The sequence below is a fragment of the Sporosarcina sp. genome, assembly GCF_029257255.1.
In the GTDB taxonomy this organism is placed as follows: domain Bacteria; phylum Bacillota; class Bacilli; order Bacillales_A; family Planococcaceae; genus Sporosarcina.
In genome coordinates this window covers 15,642-35,551 of sequence record NZ_JARICI010000038.1, presented here as the reverse complement: position 1 = coordinate 35,551, position 19,910 = coordinate 15,642, and the positions used below count along the sequence as shown (strand labels likewise).

19 protein-coding genes are annotated in these 19,910 nt (G+C 43.6%); all 19 read left to right on the top strand.

Going from position 1 to position 19,910, the window contains the following annotated elements; genetic code table 11:
* The first annotated feature begins 3 nt into the window (after positions 1–3).
* Complete coding sequence (rnpM, locus tag Q1J64_RS08555; protein WP_301108647.1) at positions 4–282, top strand: RNase P modulator RnpM; 279 nt, start codon at positions 4–6, stop codon at positions 280–282.
* Entirely contained in the window at positions 279–626 is a 348-nt protein-coding gene (locus Q1J64_RS08550; protein ID WP_301108646.1) for a YlxQ family RNA-binding protein, read from the top strand. The genes rnpM and Q1J64_RS08550 overlap by 4 nt, the downstream gene beginning before the upstream one ends.
* Positions 604–3,027, top strand: coding sequence for a translation initiation factor IF-2 (gene infB, locus Q1J64_RS08545; RefSeq protein ID WP_301108645.1), 2,424 nt, complete (start codon positions 604–606; stop codon positions 3,025–3,027). Before Q1J64_RS08550 ends, infB begins: the two co-directional genes overlap by 23 nt.
* On the top strand, positions 3,024–3,302 hold the full coding sequence (locus tag Q1J64_RS08540; RefSeq protein WP_301108644.1) for a DUF503 domain-containing protein: 279 nt from the start codon (positions 3,024–3,026) through the stop codon (positions 3,300–3,302). The genes infB and Q1J64_RS08540 overlap by 4 nt, the downstream gene beginning before the upstream one ends.
* 40 nt (positions 3,303–3,342) lie before the next feature.
* Positions 3,343–3,699, top strand: a complete 357-nt coding sequence (rbfA, locus tag Q1J64_RS08535) for a 30S ribosome-binding factor RbfA (protein ID WP_301108643.1) — start codon at positions 3,343–3,345, stop codon at positions 3,697–3,699.
* 104 nt (positions 3,700–3,803) lie between these two features.
* A complete protein-coding gene (gene truB, locus Q1J64_RS08530; RefSeq protein WP_301108642.1) occupies positions 3,804–4,715 on the top strand; it encodes a tRNA pseudouridine(55) synthase TruB in 912 nt (303 codons plus the stop codon).
* Positions 4,716–4,727: 12 nt separating this feature from the next.
* A complete protein-coding gene (gene ribF, locus Q1J64_RS08525) occupies positions 4,728–5,666 on the top strand; it encodes a riboflavin biosynthesis protein RibF (protein ID WP_301108641.1) in 939 nt (312 codons plus the stop codon).
* A 133-nt stretch (positions 5,667–5,799) separates the two neighbouring features.
* Entirely contained in the window at positions 5,800–6,069 is a 270-nt protein-coding gene (gene rpsO, locus Q1J64_RS08520; RefSeq protein WP_301108640.1) for a 30S ribosomal protein S15, read from the top strand.
* Between the two features lie 169 nt (positions 6,070–6,238).
* A complete protein-coding gene (gene pnp, locus Q1J64_RS08515; protein WP_301108639.1) occupies positions 6,239–8,353 on the top strand; it encodes a polyribonucleotide nucleotidyltransferase in 2,115 nt (704 codons plus the stop codon).
* A 111-nt stretch (positions 8,354–8,464) separates the two neighbouring features.
* On the top strand, positions 8,465–9,721 hold the full coding sequence (locus Q1J64_RS08510) for a M16 family metallopeptidase (RefSeq protein ID WP_301108638.1): 1,257 nt from the start codon (positions 8,465–8,467) through the stop codon (positions 9,719–9,721).
* A gap of 59 nt (positions 9,722–9,780) precedes the next feature.
* Complete coding sequence (locus Q1J64_RS08505) at positions 9,781–10,059, top strand: YlmC/YmxH family sporulation protein (protein ID WP_301108637.1); 279 nt, start codon at positions 9,781–9,783, stop codon at positions 10,057–10,059.
* Positions 10,049–10,858 carry a dipicolinate synthase subunit A gene (locus tag Q1J64_RS08500; RefSeq protein WP_301108636.1) on the top strand — a complete coding sequence of 270 codons (810 nt, stop codon included), beginning with the start codon at positions 10,049–10,051 and terminating at the stop codon, positions 10,856–10,858. The genes Q1J64_RS08505 and Q1J64_RS08500 overlap by 11 nt, the downstream gene beginning before the upstream one ends.
* Entirely contained in the window at positions 10,831–11,421 is a 591-nt protein-coding gene (locus Q1J64_RS08495; RefSeq protein WP_301108635.1) for a dipicolinate synthase subunit B, read from the top strand. The genes Q1J64_RS08500 and Q1J64_RS08495 overlap by 28 nt, the downstream gene beginning before the upstream one ends.
* 117 nt (positions 11,422–11,538) lie before the next feature.
* Positions 11,539–12,564, top strand: coding sequence for an aspartate-semialdehyde dehydrogenase (gene asd, locus Q1J64_RS08490; RefSeq protein ID WP_301108634.1), 1,026 nt, complete (start codon positions 11,539–11,541; stop codon positions 12,562–12,564).
* Positions 12,565–12,613: 49 nt separating this feature from the next.
* The gene (gene dapA, locus Q1J64_RS08485; protein ID WP_301108633.1) at positions 12,614–13,495 is read left to right on the top strand and encodes a 4-hydroxy-tetrahydrodipicolinate synthase; all 882 of its coding nucleotides are present in this window, start codon (positions 12,614–12,616) and stop codon (positions 13,493–13,495) included.
* A 121-nt stretch (positions 13,496–13,616) separates the two neighbouring features.
* A complete protein-coding gene (locus Q1J64_RS08480; RefSeq protein WP_301108632.1) occupies positions 13,617–15,284 on the top strand; it encodes a ribonuclease J in 1,668 nt (555 codons plus the stop codon).
* A gap of 79 nt (positions 15,285–15,363) precedes the next feature.
* Positions 15,364–17,703 (top strand): DNA translocase FtsK, encoded by a 2,340-nt coding sequence (locus tag Q1J64_RS08475; RefSeq protein ID WP_301108631.1) that lies wholly within the window; start codon positions 15,364–15,366, stop codon positions 17,701–17,703.
* A gap of 133 nt (positions 17,704–17,836) precedes the next feature.
* Positions 17,837–18,562: a GntR family transcriptional regulator gene (locus Q1J64_RS08470; RefSeq protein WP_301108630.1), complete on the top strand. Its 726-nt coding sequence runs from the start codon at positions 17,837–17,839 to the stop codon at positions 18,560–18,562.
* A gap of 54 nt (positions 18,563–18,616) precedes the next feature.
* Positions 18,617–19,705: a BMP family lipoprotein gene (locus Q1J64_RS08465; protein ID WP_301108629.1), complete on the top strand. Its 1,089-nt coding sequence runs from the start codon at positions 18,617–18,619 to the stop codon at positions 19,703–19,705.
* Positions 19,706–19,910 lie beyond the last annotated feature (205 nt).

Below are 19,910 nucleotides of genomic sequence, written 5' to 3'. Positions count from 1 at the left end.
CTCATGTCGAACAATCGGAAAATCCCTTTGCGCAAATGTGCAGCTACAGGCGATATGCTTCCTAAAAAAGAAATGATCCGTATTGTCCGTACGAAAGAAGGAGAAGTATCAGTGGATCTGACCGGTAAAAAGTCGGGACGCGGTACATATGTCTCCAAATCGGAGGACGCCGTAGAAAAAGCACGGAAACAACACTCAATTGAACATCAATTGGGTGCGAAGGTTCCTGAGCAAGTATACGAAGATCTGCTTCATGCGATTCGTCGAGAGGCGATTAAATGACAGATTCTAAAAAGATCTATCAACTGCTTGGGATGGCGGCGCGTGCACGAAAAATTGTGACGGGTGAGGATTTGGTTGTACGAGAAGTGCGTGCAGGCAATGCAGCACTTGTCATCCTTTCAGAAGATGCATCTGCAAATACGAAGAAAAAACTAACTGATAAATGTAACACTTACAACGTTGAGAAGCATGATTTCGGGAGTCGTGAAGACCTTGGGCATGCGATAGGAAAAGAAGCGCGGGTAGTATTGGCGCTTACGGATACAGGCTTTGCCAAAAAGTTATCCGAGCTCCTCAACGATTATAACCGGGGGTGGGCTAATGACGAAAATACGAGTACATGAATATGCCAAGAAGGTAAATAAGTCGAGTAAAGATATTATTAATGAATTAGGAAATATGAAAGTGGAAGTTACCAATCATATGTCCGTAATTGATCCAGACACAGTAACGAAGCTGGATAAGAAGTTTACTGCTCCTCAGAAAACTCAGGGTGCAGCACCAGCGAACAATAATCAAAAGACTGACCGTCCAGCACAGCAGCGACCTGCAGCAAACCGCCAAGGTGGAAGCAATGCAGGGAAACCGCAACAGTCAAATTCTGGACAGTCTGCAGCGGCTAAAGGTAGCAATAATCGTACTCAGCAACCTGGAAACCGTTCGAACCAAGGCAGCAATTCAGGGGCTAAACGTCCGGCAGGAACAGGAACAGGAACAGGAAACAGAACACAAGGTCAAGGTACTAATCAGCAGTCACGTCAAGGCCAAGCACAAGGAAACAATCAACAGTCAAGACCAGGCCAGGCAACAGGCAGCAATCAGCAGCCAAGACAAAATCAGGGCGGGAATGCAGCACGTCCGGGTGGCGGAGGACGTCCAGGAGGCGGCCGTGGTGGAAGACCACCAGCTCGTGGAATAAACCAAGGACGACGCAGATACCGTCCGGCAGTACCGGCACAAAAGATTGAAAGACCATTGCCGGAAAAAATTACTTTCTATGAATCATTATCAGTAGGCGAACTGGCACAAAAGCTGGGGAAAGAGCCATCTGAAATCATCAAAAAGTTATTTATGCTTGGTGTAATGGCTACCATTAACCAGGAACTTGATAAAGACGCAATCGAATTGATCTGTGCTGAGTATGGCGTGGACGTGGAAGAAGAAATCCGCATTGATGTAACTGATTTGGAGATCTATTTTGAAGATCCTGAGGAAGAAAAAGAACAGCCAGGGACTTTAGAAGAGAGACCACCAGTCGTTACGATCATGGGTCACGTTGACCACGGAAAAACGACGCTTCTTGACTCCATCCGTGATACGAAGGTAACGCAGGGTGAAGCAGGCGGAATCACACAGCATATCGGTGCGTATCAAATTAAACAAGGTGATAAGAAAATTACTTTCTTAGACACACCTGGACACGAAGCGTTCACAACAATGAGAGCGCGCGGTGCTAAGATCACTGACTTAACAATTTTGGTTGTAGCAGCTGATGACGGTGTAATGCCGCAGACAATCGAAGCAATCAATCACGCAAAGGCAGCTGAAGTTCCGATTATCGTAGCTGTTAACAAAATGGATAAGCCGACAGCGAATCCTGACCGCGTCATGCAGGAACTGACTGAACACGGTTTGGTTTCTGAAGACTGGGGCGGCGATACAATCTTCGTTCCGATTTCCGCACTTAAAGGGGAAGGCATTGATCAGTTAATAGAAATGGTTCTGTTAGTAGCAGAAGTAGGCGAATTAACTGCTGATCCTTCGATCAGAGCACGCGGAACTGTAATTGAAGCACAGCTCGATAAAGGAAAAGGATCCGTTGCGACACTGCTTGTTCAGAACGGAACACTTCACGTTGGAGATCCGATCGTAGTAGGTAATACGTATGGTCGTGTTCGTGCGATGGTCAGCGATTTAGGCCGTCGTGTTAAAGAAGCAGCTCCTTCCACTCCTGTTGAAATCACAGGATTGAGTGATGTACCGCAGGCGGGCGATCGTTTCGTCGTATTTAAAGATGAAAAAACAGCGCGTCAGATCGGTGAGACTCGTGCAGGAGAAGCATTACAGGAACAACGTGTTGAAAAAACACGTGTGACTCTTGACAATCTGTTTGATCAAATGAAGCAAGGCGAAATGAAAGAGCTTAATTTGATTGTTAAAGCAGACGTACAGGGGGCTGTTGAAGCAATGGCTGCCTCTCTTATGAAGATCGAAGTAGAAGGTGTTAACGTCAAGATTATCCATACGGGTGCAGGAGCAATCAATGAATCAGATATTTCATTGGCGGCTGCTTCTAATGCAATCGTAATCGGATTTAACGTACGTCCTGATACAAATGCGAAGCGTTCAGCGGAAGCCGAAGGCGTAGATATCCGACTTCACCGCGTTATATATAAAGTAATCGAGGAAATCGAATCTGCTATGAAAGGATTGCTGGATCCTGAGTTCGAGGAAAAAGTAATCGGACAGGCCGAAGTTCGTGAGACATTTAAAGTAACGAAAATCGGTACAATTGCAGGAAGTTATGTGATTGACGGTAAGATCACACGTGATTCAAGTGTCCGTATTCTGCGTGACAACATCGTAATCTTTGAAGGAGAGCTTGATACATTGAAGCGTTTCAAAGATGATGTGAAAGAAGTTGCGAAGGGTTACGAGTGCGGAATTACCATCGTGAAATTCCATGATATTAAAGAAGGAGATATCATTGAGGCTTACGTTATGGAGGAAATTAAGCGAGTATGATCGTCTACGCGGAATGTTCATTTTTCATACCAGGAGCCGCTTCTCTAAAAGAGAAGCGAGCTGTTTTGAACCGGATGAGAGATCGTGTGAAAAATTCTTATAATGTATCTGTCGCGGAAATTGATCATCAAGATCTTTGGCAGCGGACAACTTTTGCAGTAGTTGCTGTAGCTTCGGTTAAAGAGGCAGCAGAACGTGAAGTGAGAAGGGCAATCCGATTATTTGAATCGAATCCAGATTGGGAAATGACCGCGTGTACAGTGGATTATTTATAATCGAAGTACTTTTAAGATGAAAAGATAGAGGTGAACAGCCATGTCAGTACGTGCAAATCGAATAGCCGAGCAAATGAAGAAAGAACTGGGCGATATTATCGGTCAGAAGCTAAAAGATCCGCGTATCGGATTTGTTACGGTTACAGGAGTAGACGTAACGGGTGACCTGCAGCAAGCAAAAATCTTCATTTCTGTTCTCGGTACCGATAAAGAGCGTGAAGATACGTTAATCGGTCTCTCAAAAGCGAAAGGATTTATTCGCTCAGAGATCGGTCAGCGCATTCGGTTACGTAAAACACCGGAAATTGAATTTGAGATGGATGAATCGGTTGCCTACGGTAATCGAATTGAAAGCTTAATACGTCAAGTGAATGACGAAGACGAAGAAGAGCAGTAAACAATGAGGAGGAAGTTATTATCGCTTAGGCATAATGGCTTCCTCCCTTCTTACATAGAACAATAATTGATATAAACAGTATCCTGAAGAAAGAAGGAGTACTTATGAACGGCATTCTTCCATTATGGAAAGAAAAAGGTATGACATCGCATGATTGTGTGTTTAAGCTGCGTAAAATTTTGCGCACTAAAAAAGTAGGTCATACAGGCACGCTTGATCCTGAAGTCGAAGGTGTCTTGCCGATTTGTATTGGCCGTGCAACAAAAGTAGCTTCCTATATCACAGATGCGGGTAAAGAATATATCGCAAAGGTATCAATCGGCAGGTCAACAGAAACTGAGGATGCGCAGGGTGAAACTGTCAGCTGTGATGATTCCGAGAAAATGATCACCAGAGAAATGTTATTGGAGGTACTTGCACAGCTGACTGGTGAAATCACACAGATTCCTCCTATGTATTCAGCCGTTAAAGTGAATGGCAGAAGACTATATGAGTACGCCAGAAAAGGTATCGAAGTGGAAAGACCCGCAAGACAGGTCCGTATTGAAGAAATTGAGCTGCTCGATAATGAAGCTGAATTTGTGGGGAAAGAAGTAACATTTTCTATACGTGTGAAGTGCGGAAAAGGGACTTATATCCGTACACTTGCTGTTCAAATTGGAGAATTACTGGGGTACCCTGCACATATGGAATCTCTTGTGCGTACTGTATCCGGGAATTTCATGCAGGAAGACTGCAGGACACTCGCGGAAGTTGCACAATTAATGGAGGAAGAACAAGTCGATTCGATTTTGCGCCCTGTTGAAGATGTGCTGACGGAATTTCCAAAATTAGAAATTGAACCTGAATTATTGGACAGTATTCGAAATGGACAAGTACTTCCGGCTGTTCAGTTGTTGCAGGAACACGACTCGATTATTTTGACGTATAATGGACAAGTACTGGCAATTTATAAAAACCATCCAACGAAAACCGGACTGATGAAACCTGAAAAAATGTTACTGTCCAACGAGTAAGGAGAGGTAGAAATGAAAGTCTATAAATTACGATATCCTGATCAGCTGCAGATTGAACCGGGCCATGCATATTCTTTAGCGGTCGGATTTTTTGACGGGGTGCATAAAGGCCATCAAGAAGTGATTACTGCAGCCGATGAAACAGCAAGTCAGCTAGGAATAGAAACCGCTGTCATGACATTCGATCCGCATCCTTCACAGCTTTTCTCCGGAAAAAATGTCGGATATATTACACCACTTGCGGAAAAGATCAGATTACTCGAAGACTTGAACGTTGATGCGCTGTTTATAGTCAGCTTTGATTGGGATTTGGCAAGTCTGTCTCCTCGGCAATTCATAGATACCTTTATCAAAGGGCTGGATGTGAAGCATGTCACTGCGGGCTTTGACTTTACTTTTGGTATGAAAGGTTCCGGGACGATGAAAGATATGAAGGAGCTTTCAGACGGCATGTACGGCACAACAACAATTGAAAAAGTAACTTTTGCTGGAGAAGAAAAAGTGTCTTCCACTAAAGTGCGTCAACTGCTCGGAGATGGCGGGGTAGAAAAGGCAGCTGAGCTGTTGGGACGACCTTTCCGTACATCCGGTGAAGTGGTTCATGGTGAAAAACGGGGACGTCAGTTAGGATTTCCTACCGCTAACATCCATATGGAAGAAGACGTGATTGTACCTGCCAACGGCGTGTATGCTGTGCGCTGTCTCATTGAAGAGGAATGGCATGCAGGCGTCTGTAATATGGGCGTAAAACCAACTTTCCACGATCCTAAACACCGTCTGCCTACGGCTGAAGTTCATCTTTTAGACGCCGATCTGAATCTTTATGGAAAACAAGTTGCAATTGATTGGCTCTTTCGCATAAGATCAGAACGTAAATTTGATTCACTCGACGCACTGAAAGAGCAAATCGGCAAGGATAAACAAACCGCATTGGACTTATTAAACGGTTAGAGTTGGTTGTTGCAACTGACAGAATGCCGTGATATGATAAAGTAGTGTTAATGACACAAACCGCTTCTTGGCAATACGAGTCACCAACGTTTGCTCGGGAGATGGGGATACTTTTATTTAGGAGGTGAAAAGGATGGCTATTACACAAGAGCGAAAAGCTGAATTGATCAACGAATTCAAAACTCATGAAAATGATACTGGATCTGCTGATGTTCAGATTGCTATCCTTACTGAAGAGATCAATAACCTGAACGGCCACTTGCGTACGCACAAGAAAGACCACCACTCACGTCGCGGTCTGTACAAAATGGTTGGTACACGTCGTCGTCTTTTAAGATATTTGCGTGATACTAACGTTCAACGTTACCGTGATCTTATTGCAAAACTTGGCTTACGCCGTTAATAAGACTGAGAAGCGGGCATTGCCCGCTTTTTTCTATGGAATGAAGAAGTGCAGGTTCTCACCTGAATTCAAATAAAATATTTCGCATAAATGTATCTTGTTTGATACACTACTACTAATTACATACAAAAATGATGTATCCAGTTCCACAATAGAGAGGAGTTCTACAATGTCAGAACAAAAAAAAGTTTACACACTTGATTGGGCAGGACGTCCGCTGACGATCGAAGCAGGACAGCTTGCAAAGCAGGCAAACGGCGCAGTACTCGTTCGTTATGGCGACACAACAGTATTATCCACAGTAACAGCTTCTAAGAAACCAAAACCTCTGGACTTTTTCCCACTTACAGTTAACTATGAAGAACGTTTATATTCAGTCGGTAAAATCCCTGGTGGTTTCATTAAGCGTGAAGGGCGCCCGTCTGAAACTGCTGTATTGACGAGCCGTTTAATCGACAGACCGATCCGTCCATTATTCCCAGACGGATTCCGTAACGATGTGCAAGTAATCTCTCTTGTGATGTCAGTGGATCAGGATTGTTCATCTCAAATTGCTGCAATGATCGGTTCTTCATTGGCATTGTCTATTTCGGATATTCCGTTTGACGGACCGATTGCAGGCGTGCAAGTTGGCCGCATTGACGGTAATTTTATTGTCAACCCTACACCAGAACAGCTTGAAACGTCTGAAATTGACTTAGTAGTAGCCGGAACAAAAGATGCGATTAACATGGTAGAAGCAGGGGCTAAAGAAGTTTCTGAAGATATCATGCTAGAAGCAATTATGTTCGGTCACGATGAGATCAAAAAAATGGTCGCTTTCCAAGAGCAAATTGTTCAGGAAATTGGTAAAGAAAAATTCGAAATCGAGCTGTTTGAATTAGATGCAGACATCAGCAAAGAAGTGAAAGACTTCTGTGAAAATGATTTGATGACAGCAATTCAGACGGAAGAAAAGCACGCTCGTGAAGAAGCAATCAATGAAGTGAAAACTGCGGTACTTGATCGTTATATCGAAAAAGAAGCAGATGAAGATACAATCAAGCAAGTGAAAGCTGTGCTCGAACAAATGGTGAAAGATGAAGTTCGCCGTCTGATCACAGTCGATAAAGTCCGTCCAGATGGTCGTGCATTGGATGAAATTCGTCCGTTGGCTTCTGAAACAGGTCTGTTGCAGCGCGCACACGGTTCTTCTTTATTCACACGCGGACAGACACAAGTATTGAGTGTCTGTACATTAGGTGCGCTTGGAGAAGTTCAGATCATTGATGGTATTGGTCTGGATAAGTCAAAACGTTTCATGCATCACTATAATTTCCCTAACTTCAGTGTCGGTGAAACAGGACCGATCCGCGGACCTGGCCGTCGTGAAATTGGTCACGGAGCACTTGGAGAGCGCGCATTACTTCCGGTTCTTCCGAATGAAGTGGAATTCCCTTACACAATGCGTCTGGTTGCAGAAGTATTGGAATCAAATGGTTCATCCTCACAGGCATCAATTTGTGCGTCTACCATGGCGATGATGGATGCAGGTGTTCCAATTAAATCTCCAGTAGCAGGTATTGCGATGGGCTTGATCAAGAAGGATGAAGATTACTCTATCTTGACTGATATTCAAGGAATGGAAGACCATTTAGGTGATATGGACTTTAAAGTAGCAGGTACTAGTAAAGGTATCACCGCTCTTCAAATGGACATCAAAATTGACGGACTGTCCCGTCAAATCCTTGAAGAATCACTAGCACAAGCAAAAATTGGCCGCATTAAAATTCTGGAACATATGATGACAACTATTTCTTCAACTCGTGAAGAGCTGTCTGAATATGCACCGAAGATTGTGGTAATCCATATTAATCCAGACAAGATCCGCGACGTAATCGGACCTGGCGGAAAGGTCATCAACAAGATCATTGAGGAAACTCAAGTGAAGATTGACACGGAGCAGGACGGCACAATTTACATTTCTTCACCAAACTCTGAAATGAATGCGAAAGCTAAGAGTATGATTGAAAATATCGTTCGTGAAGCGAAAGCCGGCGAATATTACTTAGCGAAAGTAAAACGTATTGAGAAGTTCGGAGCATTCCTGGAAATCTTCCCGGGGAAAGACGGCTTACTGCACATTTCTGAAATTAAAGAAGGCCGTACGAAAGAAGTGGAAGACGAATTGAAACTCGGCGACGAACTGTTCGTCAAAGTTATTGAAATTGACAGACAGGGCCGCGTTAATCTTTCACGTAAAGTGGTTCTTGAAGAAGAAAAAGCAAAAGAAAATAAAGAGTAATATATAGACTGGAACGGAAATTCTTAATTCAAATTAGACAGAAGCGAACAAGCCTCTTCCTGCACAAGTTGCGGCGAAGCAGGCTTTTTGTACTTTTAAGGAGTGAAGTCAATGATTCAAACACATATATGCCAGAACGGTGTACGGATAGTCCATGAGAAAATGCCCCACGTGAAATCAGTTGCAGTCGGTTTGTGGGTGCATGCAGGATCTGCTGATGAAACAGCGGAACAAGAAGGAATTGCTCATTTCATTGAGCATATGTTATTTAAAGGAACCGCCACGAGAAATGCGCGGATGATTGCTGAACAGTTTGACCAGATTGGCGGAGACCTCAATGCGTTTACGTCGAAAGAAATGACTTGTTACTACACAACGGTTCTCAGCCATCATGCTTCCTACGCGCTAACGATCTTATCGGATATGTTCTTTCATTCGCAGTTTGATGAAAAAGAGATGGGAAAAGAGAAGTCCGTTATATTAGATGAAATTTCTTCAGTAGAAGATATGCCTGATGAAGATGTGGATGAAAAGTTATGGGCAGCAATGTTTCCTAAAGACCCGATTGGTAAGCCGGTAGGCGGCCGCAGTGAGACGATCAAGCGCTTTACAAAAGAAATGGTGGATAAGTTCATGGCACAACACTACGGCCCTGAAAACCTCGTCATTTCGATTGCTGGTAGCTATGATGAAAGGCTCATCAAATTAATTGAAGCCCATTTTGGTTCGTATCAGCGCAAAGACACGTTTCTGGAATCGGTAGAAACGCAGCTTCCTGACTTTGCAGCGAAGCAGTCGATTAGAGCAAAAGATATTGAGCAGGCACACGTATGCTTCGGCTATCCATCTTTGCCCGCGACGCATGACAAAATTTATGAATTAAGTTTATTTGACAGCATTCTTGGTGGGACGATGTCTTCGAGACTATTTCAGGAAATCCGTGAAAACCGCGGCTTAGCGTACTCTGTGTTTACGTATTATTCGGCATACAAAACAGCGGGTGGATTTGTTATTTATTGCGGCACATCTCCTGAGAATTTTAAAGAGACCTACCAGACGATTGAGGAAGTGATCGCTGAATTATTACATGACGGTCTGACGGATAAAGAGCTGCGCAATGCAAAAGAACAATTAAAAGGTAGCTTTGTGTTGGGATTGGAAAGTTCAGAGTCACGCATGTACCGCAACGGGCGCAATGAACTAGTATTAGGCAGCCACCAGACGATTGAGGAAGTGGTGGAGCGTATCGAACAGGTGGAGAAGCGGAGTGTCTACCGGCTAGGTCAGCAAGTGCTGACAAGTGACCGGGCAGTTTCTATTCTGGCCCCTGAAAAAAATATTAATCAATATAAAAAACTCATCAAATAGTCGACTTCTCCCTTTCTAATCATATGATGATAGAAGATATGGAGAGAGGGAGGAACTTTATGCTTCTGTCGGAGTTAGCACAAAAAGAATTAATTCAAGTTGAAGAGGGAATGCGCTATGGTTTTTTAGGCGATACAGACCTACTGTTCAATCCGAAAACAGGTGATATTATTGGTTTTGAAATCAGGAAAAAACTCGGTAAGCAACTGTTTCGTCAAAAAGACCAGGATATCATCGAATATATCCCGTGGCATGAGATCGTACTCGTAGGCGAAGATAGGATTTTATTCGGCAAGACTCATGAGATGGATCGCAAGGATGTGTCGGATGATGATTAAATGGCTTGTTATCGGCACGGACCAGCGTTTGGAGATGGCGAATGATCTATTAGAGGAACAGGGATACGAAAGCCGCTATCTCGCTCAGGATACTTTCGATGAAAACTTGAAAGACATCTTAGCTGAGTGGCAGCCAAAACGTATCATCCTGCCACTGTTGGCTATGAAACAGCCAATTCCTGCTCAATTAATTCGGAAAGATACAGTGTTGTATATTGGTCAGTCTGCACAGGAGTGGCGTGCTGATCTTGATCAATCTGGTGTGAAATACCTGAATTATTTGCAAAATGAACAATTTATCTGGCAGAATGCACAATTGACTGCTGAGGCATTTGTGCAAGTTTTCTATGAACAGACAAAACGGCAAATAGCGGGTAAGAATTTTTATATAGCGGGCTTCGGTCGTGTCGGAAAAGCCGTCGCTCATGTGCTGCACAGCATGCAGGCGTCTGTCACCATAACCGCACGTGCAGATGCACAGCTAGCAGAAGCTAATACATTAGGCTATACGTCGCTGAGATTAACGCCGTCTACACATTTTACAGATGGTTACTTAGTCAATACGATACCTTCACAGTGGCTTGATGTGGCCAATTGTAGCTGTCAGCATATATTTGATGTGTCTTCAGCTCCAGGCTGCCTAAAGCCCGGCCGGACTTCTGAATACTATACGATACACCTCAAATTGCCCGGGATTCATTTCCCGGCAGATGCGGCGGCAGTTCTGGCTGACGCGATTTTGAGAATGGATACAGAAGAAAGGGGAGCTACATGCTTGAAGGGAAAAGAATCGGATTAGGGATTACGGCCTCGCACTGCACATATGATCAGCTGCTGCCGATGATTGCTTCACTACAAAAGGAAGGCGCTTCAGTCGTACCAATTATTACGCATTCTGTACTCCATGCCGCCACACGATTTGGCACAGGAGAAGAATGGGTCAAACGGATTGAAGAAGCCACAGGAGAAAAAGTTGTGTCGAGTATTATGGAAGCGGAGCCGTTCGGGCCGACCAATCCTCTCGACTGTATGATTATTTCACCACTTACAGGCAATTCGATGAGTCGTCTGGCAAATGCAGCCACAGATTCGCCTGTATTGATGGCTGCGAAAGCAACGCTTCGAAACGGCAAACCAGTGGTGCTCGGTGTTTCGACAAATGATGCATTAGGGCTGAACGGCATGAACCTGATGAAGCTGCTGAATATGAAACATGTGTTTTTTATACCATTCGGGCAGGATGACTGCATAAAAAAGCCGAATTCGTTAATAGCTGATTTTACATTATTGCCCGCCGCTGCGGCATCTGCCATACAAGGTAAGCAGCTTCAGCCATTATTGATCTCTCATAAAGATGCATAAAAATAGATTTTTAAATTTCGCAAAATATGTTATAATTCGTTCAATAACAATTAACGAGACGCGGTCTTTTTCACTTGACCTAAATATTACTTGTTAATCATTGAAAGGAAGATCTAGATGAAGAATGTAAATGTTGCCATTGTCGGTGCTACAGGAGCGGTAGGAACTAAAATACTTGAGAAGTTGACAGAACGAAATTTCCCTGCCAATTCCATTAAGTTACTTGCATCCAAACGTTCAGCAGGCAAAGAAATCAAAGCTGGAGGAAAAACTTACACAGTACAGGAAACAACACCCGAAGCTTTTGAGGGAATTGACATTGCATTCTTTAGTGCAGGCGGCAGTATTTCAGAAAAATTTGCACATGAAGCAGTGAAAAGAGGCGCGGTAGTCATTGACAATACAAGTGCTTTCCGTATGGATCCAAATACACCGCTTGTTGTGCCTGAAGTCAATCCGCAAGAATTAGCTAATCATTCAGGAATCATTGCCAATCCAAACTGCTCGACAATCCAGATGGTTGCTGCGTTGCAACCGATCAAAGAAAAATACGGTTTGAACCGTTTAATCGTGTCAACATATCAGGCAGTTTCGGGTGCAGGAGTCGAAGCAATTGATGAGTTGGCTGAACAAAGCAAGCACTTTACGGATCGCGGTGAAATCCAAGCGGAAGTGCTGCCTTCAGCATCTGCTGAGCGTCATTATCCAATTGCGTTCAATGCGATTCCTCAAATTGATTCATTTGATGAGTCAGGCTATACATTAGAAGAATTGAAGATGATCAATGAAACAAAGAAAATCTTTAACGATTACGATATGTCCGTAGCCGCAACGTGTGTCAGACTTCCTGTCGTATCAGGACACTCTGAATCGGTCTATATCGAGATTGATCAAGAAGGCGTCTCAGTAGAGGATCTGAAGAGTTTATTGAAAAATGCTCCAGGGATCGTACTGCAGGATGATCCGGCTGCACAGCTCTATCCGATGCCTCTATATGCGGAAGATAAAGATGAAGTGTTCGTTGGCAGAATCCGTAAAGATTTTAACAAGCTAACAGGTTTCCACATGTGGATTGTGTCGGATAACTTGCTGAAAGGCGCTGCATTGAATTCGGTGCAGATTGCTGAAGAGTTGATTAACTGATTAAATTACGACTTATAGGCAAAGTATTATTAGAAAAGAGTTGATCAATGTGGAACTGGGTAATATAGGAACGGCAATGGTCACCCCTTTTTCTCCGGACGGCAAAATTGATTTCGAAAAAGTAGTAGGTCTGTTGGAACATTTAATCGCAAATGGAACAGATTCTGTTATTGTCAGCGGAACAACAGGTGAATCACCAACTGTTACAGAAGCGGAAAAAAAGGAATTACTCGATTTTGTAGTGAAGACAGTAAATAAGCGAATTCCTGTAATTGCCGGAACGGGTACAAACAGTACGGCAGAATCAATTGTTTTGACAAAAGCTGCTGAATTAGCAGGGGCAGATGGTATCATGCTCGTGACTCCATACTATAACCGTCCTGATCAAAAGGGGATGTACGCGCATTTTGCTGCCATCGCAAATGAAACTAAGCTACCTGTGCTGCTTTATAACATTCCAAGCAGATCGGTTGTCAATCTGCTGCCTGAAACCATCATCGAACTCTCAAAAATTGATAATATTAAAGCGGTTAAAGAAGCAAGTGGAAATTTAGAACAAATGGCTTTCATTATTGAAAACACGACAGATGACTTTGAAGTGTACAGTGGAGATGATAGTCTAACACTGCCGCTTCTGGCGATTGGAGGCAGAGGAATTATCTCGGTTTCTGCTCACGTTGTCGGAAACGAAATGCAGCAAATGGTTCAAGCCTTCCAACATGGCCGCGTGAAAGAAGCGGCGAAACTTCATCGAACACTTTTACCAGTCTTTAGCGCTTTGTTCTCTGCTCCAAATCCAGTGCCGGTGAAATATGCTCTTGAAAAAGCCGGTGTATCAGTCGGCAGTGTACGTTTACCGCTGGTGGAAATGGATGCTAGGCAGACCGAACTTATTGATTTAGCATTAGAAAACTTCAAAAAAACTAACTAATTTCGAAATAAAGTAAAGCCGGACGAAGAATCCGGCTTTTTTTGTTTGTACTGTGAGCCCACTATCTCGTATAATGGATTCTAGTCGTTGTGAACGGGAAAAGATAATAGGAGGAAACAATGTGACCAAAATTCAAAATGAAATAATTAGAGTAATCCCTTTAGGCGGGGTAGGAGAAATCGGGAAGTCCATGTACGTCGTTGAAATCGATGACGAACTGTTTATTATGGACTCTGGTTTAATGTTCCCCGAAACGGAAATGTTGGGGATTGATATCGTTATACCGGATATGACATATCTGGAGGAAAACAAAGACCGGATTAAAGGAATCTTCTTAACGCACGGCCATGAAGATGCGATTGGTTCGATTGCTTATTTGCTGCAAAAAGTACAAGCACCTGTATATGGCACAAAATTGACATTGGCGCTTGCTAAAGAACATTTGAAGAAAATGCCGGCTCCATCAAACGTACGTTTCTTTGAAGTGACAAATAAAAGCCGCATGAATTTCAAGCGCACGCATGTGACGTTCTTCTACACGACACATAGTATTCCAGATTCACTTGGAATCGTCTTTCACACGAGTGAAGGAGCAATCGTCAATACAGGCGAGTTCAAGTTTGACCAGGCGGCAAAAGGTAAGTATCGTCCGGATATCGCGAAAATGGCGACACTTGGAGAAGAAGGCGTCTTCATTTTGATGTCTGATTCTACAGAAGCTGAACGTCCGGGCTATACAACATCTGAGTCAGTAATTGTAAAACGCCTGTCTAAAACATTCCATGAAGCACAGGGCCGGATTTTAGTCGCGCTCTATGCATCTAATTTTATTCGGATTCAGCAAGTTCTGGACCAGGCAGCTGAGAAAAAGAAAAAAGTAATCGTCATCGGGAAAAGTTTAGAGAGCTATTTTGAAGTTGGCTTGCGCTTAGGCTACCTGCAAGTAGAAGATGATATCGTGATTCCAGTGAAAGATATGGATAAATACGACGACCAGGATATTGTTATTATCGTAACGGGTAATCAGGGTGAACCGCTTGAAGCGCTTGAAAAAATCGTCCGTAAACACCATAAAGAAATTAATATTAAACAAACAGATACTGTGCTGATCACATTCACACCGTCACCTGTCATGGAAATCTCCATGTTCCAGATGATGAATGAACTGGCGAAAGCAGGCGCAAAAGTTTTAACATCTACTAGAAATGTACACGTTTCAGGTCACGGATCACAAGAAGACTTGAAAATGATGCTGAATCTTATGCGTCCCAAATACTTTATTCCGATTCAAGGGGAATACCGTATGCTGATTGCGCACTCTAAGCTAGCGCAGGAAGTCGGATTGTCCAAGAATCAAATCTTCATTGCGGATAAAGGCGATATTGTAGAATTTAAAAACGATAAGCTGCGCATGAGCGGCAGAGTGCAGGCCGGTAACGTCCTGATTGACGGGATTGGTGTCGGAGATGTCGGAAATATTGTCCTTCGTGACCGCAAGCTATTATCTCAAGACGGGATCTTCACAGTTGTTGTTACCTTGAACAGAAAACAAAAACGAATTGCGGCTGGACCCGAAGTAGTATCAAGAGGGTTCGTCTATGTACGCGATTCTGAAGAGCTCTTTGAGGAAGCGACGAAGCTGATACGTAAAATCGTTGAGAAGTATGTGAATAAAGAAACGTTTGAATGGACAAACATTAAACAAGAGATCCGTGAGACATTGAGTTCTTACTTATATCAGCAAACAAAAAGACGTCCAATGATCATCCCGATCATTATGGAATACTGATTGATTGCGAAATGAAACAACAACAGGATTTCCATGCCTCATAGGCTGGAAATCTTTTTTTCAGAAAGGGGGAAAGCAGATGGCGAAAAAGAAAGCTAAGAAAAAAACGCCGGCCAAGAAAAAACAGCAGCAGAAAAAGCAAGAGCAGATTCAGTCGCTCTGGTTCGAAATACTGGGTGTTGTCTTAATTGGACTGTCGATTATCATGATCTTTGAATATGGCGTGATCGGCAGAGGACTTGCTGCGTTCTCCCGCTTTCTATTAGGCAACTGGCATGCCGCTTTACCTTTCCTGATTATTGTGCAGGCGCTCGTGTTTATGATTAAGCGACAAATTGGAGGTTATAAACACCGCATCGTGCTGGGCTGCTTGTTCATCCTAAGTAGTATGCTGTTATTCAGTCACATCCATTTGTTCCAGACACTCTATGAAAGTAAAGTACTAATGTCCAACTCCGCGCTGAAAGAGACGTGGAAAGTATTGGTGACGGGCGGCGGGATTTTTAATCAAGACGGAACACTTGGCGGCGGTATGATCGGTGCAGTGCTTTTTGCTATGTTCCATTCATTAGTCGATTCAGCCGGCGCAACAGTGGCGGGTGTGTTACTGTTGCTGATCGGAATTATTTTATTGACAGGAAAAGCACTAATTCCTTATTTGGTGGAACAAACGCCATTATTTATGGAGCGCATGAAGACGAAAAGAGCGGCAAGAGAGAAAAAACCAGTTAAATCGCCGGAAGAAAACAGGAAAGAACTGTCGCGCAGCAATCGAAAAAAACAGCGAAAAACAGTTGCTGAACCGATTGCAGTAGAAGTTGCGGACGAAATAGAGCCGGCTGCAGAACCAATTATTTCGAGCTTCACGTCTAAAATCGAGACTGTTACTGAATCGGAGAGATCGAAAGAGCCACCTGAAAAACAAGTGGAACAGGAAGATTCATCTGCTGAAGGCTCACCCGAGTATCCAGTAATGGGAGGGGAGCAGGAGAATGAATCCTATATTCTACCGTCTACCAGTTTGCTGGAACCTCCCGTCGCCAGTGATCAATCAGGAGAATACGATTTAATTCAGACAAATGCTAAAAAGCTCGAGAAGACTTTCCTTAGTTTCGGTGTAAAAGCCCGTGTGACACAAGTCCACTTAGGGCCGGCCGTGACGAAATACGAGATACTACCGGACTCGGGCGTTAAAGTGAGCAGGATCGTCAGCTTATCGGACGATATTGCACTGGCGTTAGCAGCTAACGGGATTCGTATTGAAGCGCCGATACCCGGTAAATCGGCAGTCGGAATTGAAGTGCCAAATAATGCGGTTGCGATGGTTAGTCTACGGGAAGTTCTCGAATCAAAAGAGAATAACCGTGCACAATCTAAACTGCTCGTCGGACTAGGCCGTGACGTCACCGGTCAGGCAATGATGACGGAACTCAACAAGATGCCGCACGTTCTGATTGCCGGTGCAACGGGAAGCGGTAAGAGTGTCTGCGTCAACGGAATTATTATGAGTATTATCATGCGGGCGAAACCACATGAAGTGAAAATGATGATGATTGACCCCAAAATGGTCGAACTCAATGTCTTTAACGGCATTCCGCATTTATTGGCTCCTGTTGTGACAGATCCGAGGAAAGCGGCACAGGCACTTCAGCGTGTTGTGTCGGAAATGGAAAGAAGATATGAATTGTTTTCCCATACAGGAACTCGAAATATTGAAGGCTATAATAACCATATTGAGCAGTGGAATGAAGACCATGATGAAAAACATCCGCGGATGCCTTATATCGTCGTCATTGTCGATGAGTTGGCGGATTTGATGATGGTCGCTTCGAATGAAGTGGAAGATTCGATCACACGCTTAGCTCAGATGGCCAGAGCCGCGGGGATCCATTTGATCATTGCGACCCAGCGGCCAAGTGTTGATGTCATCACAGGAATAATTAAAGCAAATATTCCTTCGCGAATAGCGTTTGCCGTTTCATCTGCAATCGATTCACGGACTATTTTGGATGGCGGGGGTGCCGAGAAACTTCTTGGTAGGGGCGATATGCTGTTTCTTCCAGCAGGTGCATCGAAACCAACCAGGATACAGGGGGCGTTTGTCTCAGATGAAGAAGTGGAAGCAGTTGTAGATTTCATTATTGATCAGCAGAAAGCACAGTATCAAGAAGAAATGATACCGACTGAGGTGGAAGTGCTGCAGCCTCATGAAGAGACCGATGATTTATACGATGAAGCAGTTCGGATGGTTGTGGAAATGCAAACTGCATCTGTTTCGATGATCCAACGTCGCTTCCGAGTGGGCTATGCAAGAGCAGCTCGTATTGTAGATCAAATGGAAGCACACGGCGTAGTCGGGCCGCCTGAAGGCAGCAAACCAAGGCAAGTAATGCTGAGTAAGTCTGAATTAGACCAATAGTTAATAGTTAGTTAAATCGACTGAAATATACAATTTCAGTTGTAAGTCCAACTAGATATTTCCTTCTTCTAAAGAAGATGATATAGTGGAATCAGATAGTAATCAGATGTCTGACGTCTTGGGAGGTGACTAAATGTTCGTGAAGAAAGATCCACGGCATTTGTATATTCAGGTCATCGAACGGTTAAAGCAAGATATCCAATCGGGGCTGTTTCAACGTCATGAACGTCTTCCATCCGAGGCGAAGCTGTCTGAAATGCTTGGCGTCAGCCGTGCGACACTTCGTGAGGCTTTGCGAGTGCTTGAAGAAGAGAAAGTGATTTATAAAAAGCATGGTGTCGGTACATTTGTCGCTTCACAGCCGATGGTTCTGTCAGGGATTGAACAGCTTTCCAGTCTAACTACAATGATTCGTAATGCGAATATGGAGCCTGGCACTATTCTGCAGGAAATGTCGGTCATTCCAATGACCAGCGAGTTTGCAGGGCGATTTCATTCAGCGGATAAACAGCTGTTTCAAATCAAGCGGATCCGTACAGCAGACGGGGTACCGGTTGTATACTGTGTAGACATCGTGTTGCCTGAATGTCTGCCAGACGGGTTAGAAAGCCTGACCGATATGTCTTTATTTGATACAATCGAGAAGTCTGGTGTAATTAAGATCGGACAGGCGGTTGCCGAAATAGAGCCGATCAGTCATCATCCGGAAGCATTTGACGCTTTGTCATGCGAAGCTGCTCATTCATTATTACTTTTATCACAAGAACATTTCAGCGAAGAAGGAAAAATGGTTTTGTATTCTGAGAACTTTTTCCGTTCAGATAAGTTTAAGTTCCATGTAGTCCGGAAACGGGTATAAGACGTTTTACGTCCTGATTTCATACCAATATAAACAAAGGGGAGGTCTTTTGTAATGAAGAAAAGAAAATTTGGTTTGGCTATGTCTGTCGTTTTAGCTGCAGGTACAATGCTGGCTGCGTGCGGATCTGACAAAGCAAACGAAAAAGAGCCGGCTGATAAACCGGCAACGGGTAATGAAGGCGAAAAGAGTGAATTCTCAATTGCCATGGTAACTGACGTTGGGGGAATTGATGATAAATCATTTAACCAATCGGCATGGACAGGCGTTAAGGAATTCGGGGAAGAACAAAGTTGGGAAAAGGGTGAAGGCGGATATGACTATCTGCAGTCTACAGACCCGGCTGACTATACAACGAACTTGAACAACTTAGCTCGTCGTGATTTCAACTTGATTTTCGGTGTAGGTTTCTTGATGGAAGATGCAATTGCTGATATTGCAGCACAGCAGAAAGACACTGAATTTGCGATCATCGATGGAGTAGTAGATGCACCAAACGTAACGAGTGTCCTATTTAAAGAGCAAGAAGGTGGATTCCTTGCGGGTGTTGCAGCAGCTTTAATGACGAAGTCTGATAAGATCGGTTTCATCGGCGGTATGGATATTCCAGTTATCGAGCGTTTTGAAGCTGGATTCCTTGAAGGCGTTAAAGCAGTCAAGCCTGAAATTAAAGTAGACGCTAAGTATACAGGCGCGTTCGATAAAGCAGAACTTGGTAAAGCAGAAGCAAATCGTATGTACTCTTCAGGCGTAGATATCATTTTCCACGCAGCAGGCGGTACAGGTAACGGTGTTTTCTCTGAAGCCAAAGAACGTAAACAAGCAGACAAAGATGCATATGTTTGGGTAATTGGAGTTGACTCTGATCAGTACGAAGAAGGTAAAGTCGGCGATGATAACATCACATTAACTTCTATGCTTAAGCGTGTTGACGTAGCGGTTAAAGACATTGCTAAATTGGCAATGGAGGGTAACTTCCCAGGAGGCGAAACTAAAGTTTACGGCCTTCAAGACAACGGTGTATCACTTGCTGATTCACGCGGCGCAATTCCACAAGATGTGCTAGATCAAATTGATGAGTTTGCACAGAAAATTGCGGATGGCGAAGTCGAAGTACCTGAATTCGTTGAAAAGAAAAAGTAATTTATGAAGTAAGATAAAGGCCGGTTTTTGTCCGGCCTTTATTTCATTAAAATTTATAAACTAAAGGTTCCTTGCGAGCGTTCTGGAGCTTTTATTTTATTAATTTTATCTGTATTCTGCAGATGTTCTCTCTTTCATCAGCGGCGTATGTAAAATTAATAAGACAAGTCATACAGCAATTATTATTTGATAAGTATAAAGACAG

Bases quoted from the DNA above. Each gene is read 5' to 3' on its own strand.
- rnpM (WP_301108647.1), top strand. From the start codon at position 4: ATGTCGAACAATCGGAAAATCCCTTTGCGCAAATGTGCAGCTACAGGC.
- Q1J64_RS08550 (WP_301108646.1), top strand. From the start codon at position 279: ATGACAGATTCTAAAAAGATCTATCAACTGCTTGGGATGGCGGCGCGT.
- infB (WP_301108645.1), top strand. From the start codon at position 604: ATGACGAAAATACGAGTACATGAATATGCCAAGAAGGTAAATAAGTCG.
- Q1J64_RS08540 (WP_301108644.1), top strand. From the start codon at position 3,024: ATGATCGTCTACGCGGAATGTTCATTTTTCATACCAGGAGCCGCTTCT.
- rbfA (WP_301108643.1), top strand. From the start codon at position 3,343: ATGTCAGTACGTGCAAATCGAATAGCCGAGCAAATGAAGAAAGAACTG.
- truB (WP_301108642.1), top strand. From the start codon at position 3,804: ATGAACGGCATTCTTCCATTATGGAAAGAAAAAGGTATGACATCGCAT.
- ribF (WP_301108641.1), top strand. From the start codon at position 4,728: ATGAAAGTCTATAAATTACGATATCCTGATCAGCTGCAGATTGAACCG.
- rpsO (WP_301108640.1), top strand. From the start codon at position 5,800: ATGGCTATTACACAAGAGCGAAAAGCTGAATTGATCAACGAATTCAAA.
- pnp (WP_301108639.1), top strand. From the start codon at position 6,239: ATGTCAGAACAAAAAAAAGTTTACACACTTGATTGGGCAGGACGTCCG.
- Q1J64_RS08510 (WP_301108638.1), top strand. From the start codon at position 8,465: ATGATTCAAACACATATATGCCAGAACGGTGTACGGATAGTCCATGAG.
- Q1J64_RS08505 (WP_301108637.1), top strand. From the start codon at position 9,781: ATGCTTCTGTCGGAGTTAGCACAAAAAGAATTAATTCAAGTTGAAGAG.
- Q1J64_RS08500 (WP_301108636.1), top strand. From the start codon at position 10,049: ATGATGATTAAATGGCTTGTTATCGGCACGGACCAGCGTTTGGAGATG.
- Q1J64_RS08495 (WP_301108635.1), top strand. From the start codon at position 10,831: ATGCTTGAAGGGAAAAGAATCGGATTAGGGATTACGGCCTCGCACTGC.
- asd (WP_301108634.1), top strand. From the start codon at position 11,539: ATGAAGAATGTAAATGTTGCCATTGTCGGTGCTACAGGAGCGGTAGGA.
- Q1J64_RS08475 (WP_301108631.1), top strand. From the start codon at position 15,364: ATGGCGAAAAAGAAAGCTAAGAAAAAAACGCCGGCCAAGAAAAAACAG.
- Q1J64_RS08470 (WP_301108630.1), top strand. From the start codon at position 17,837: ATGTTCGTGAAGAAAGATCCACGGCATTTGTATATTCAGGTCATCGAA.
- Q1J64_RS08465 (WP_301108629.1), top strand. From the start codon at position 18,617: ATGAAGAAAAGAAAATTTGGTTTGGCTATGTCTGTCGTTTTAGCTGCA.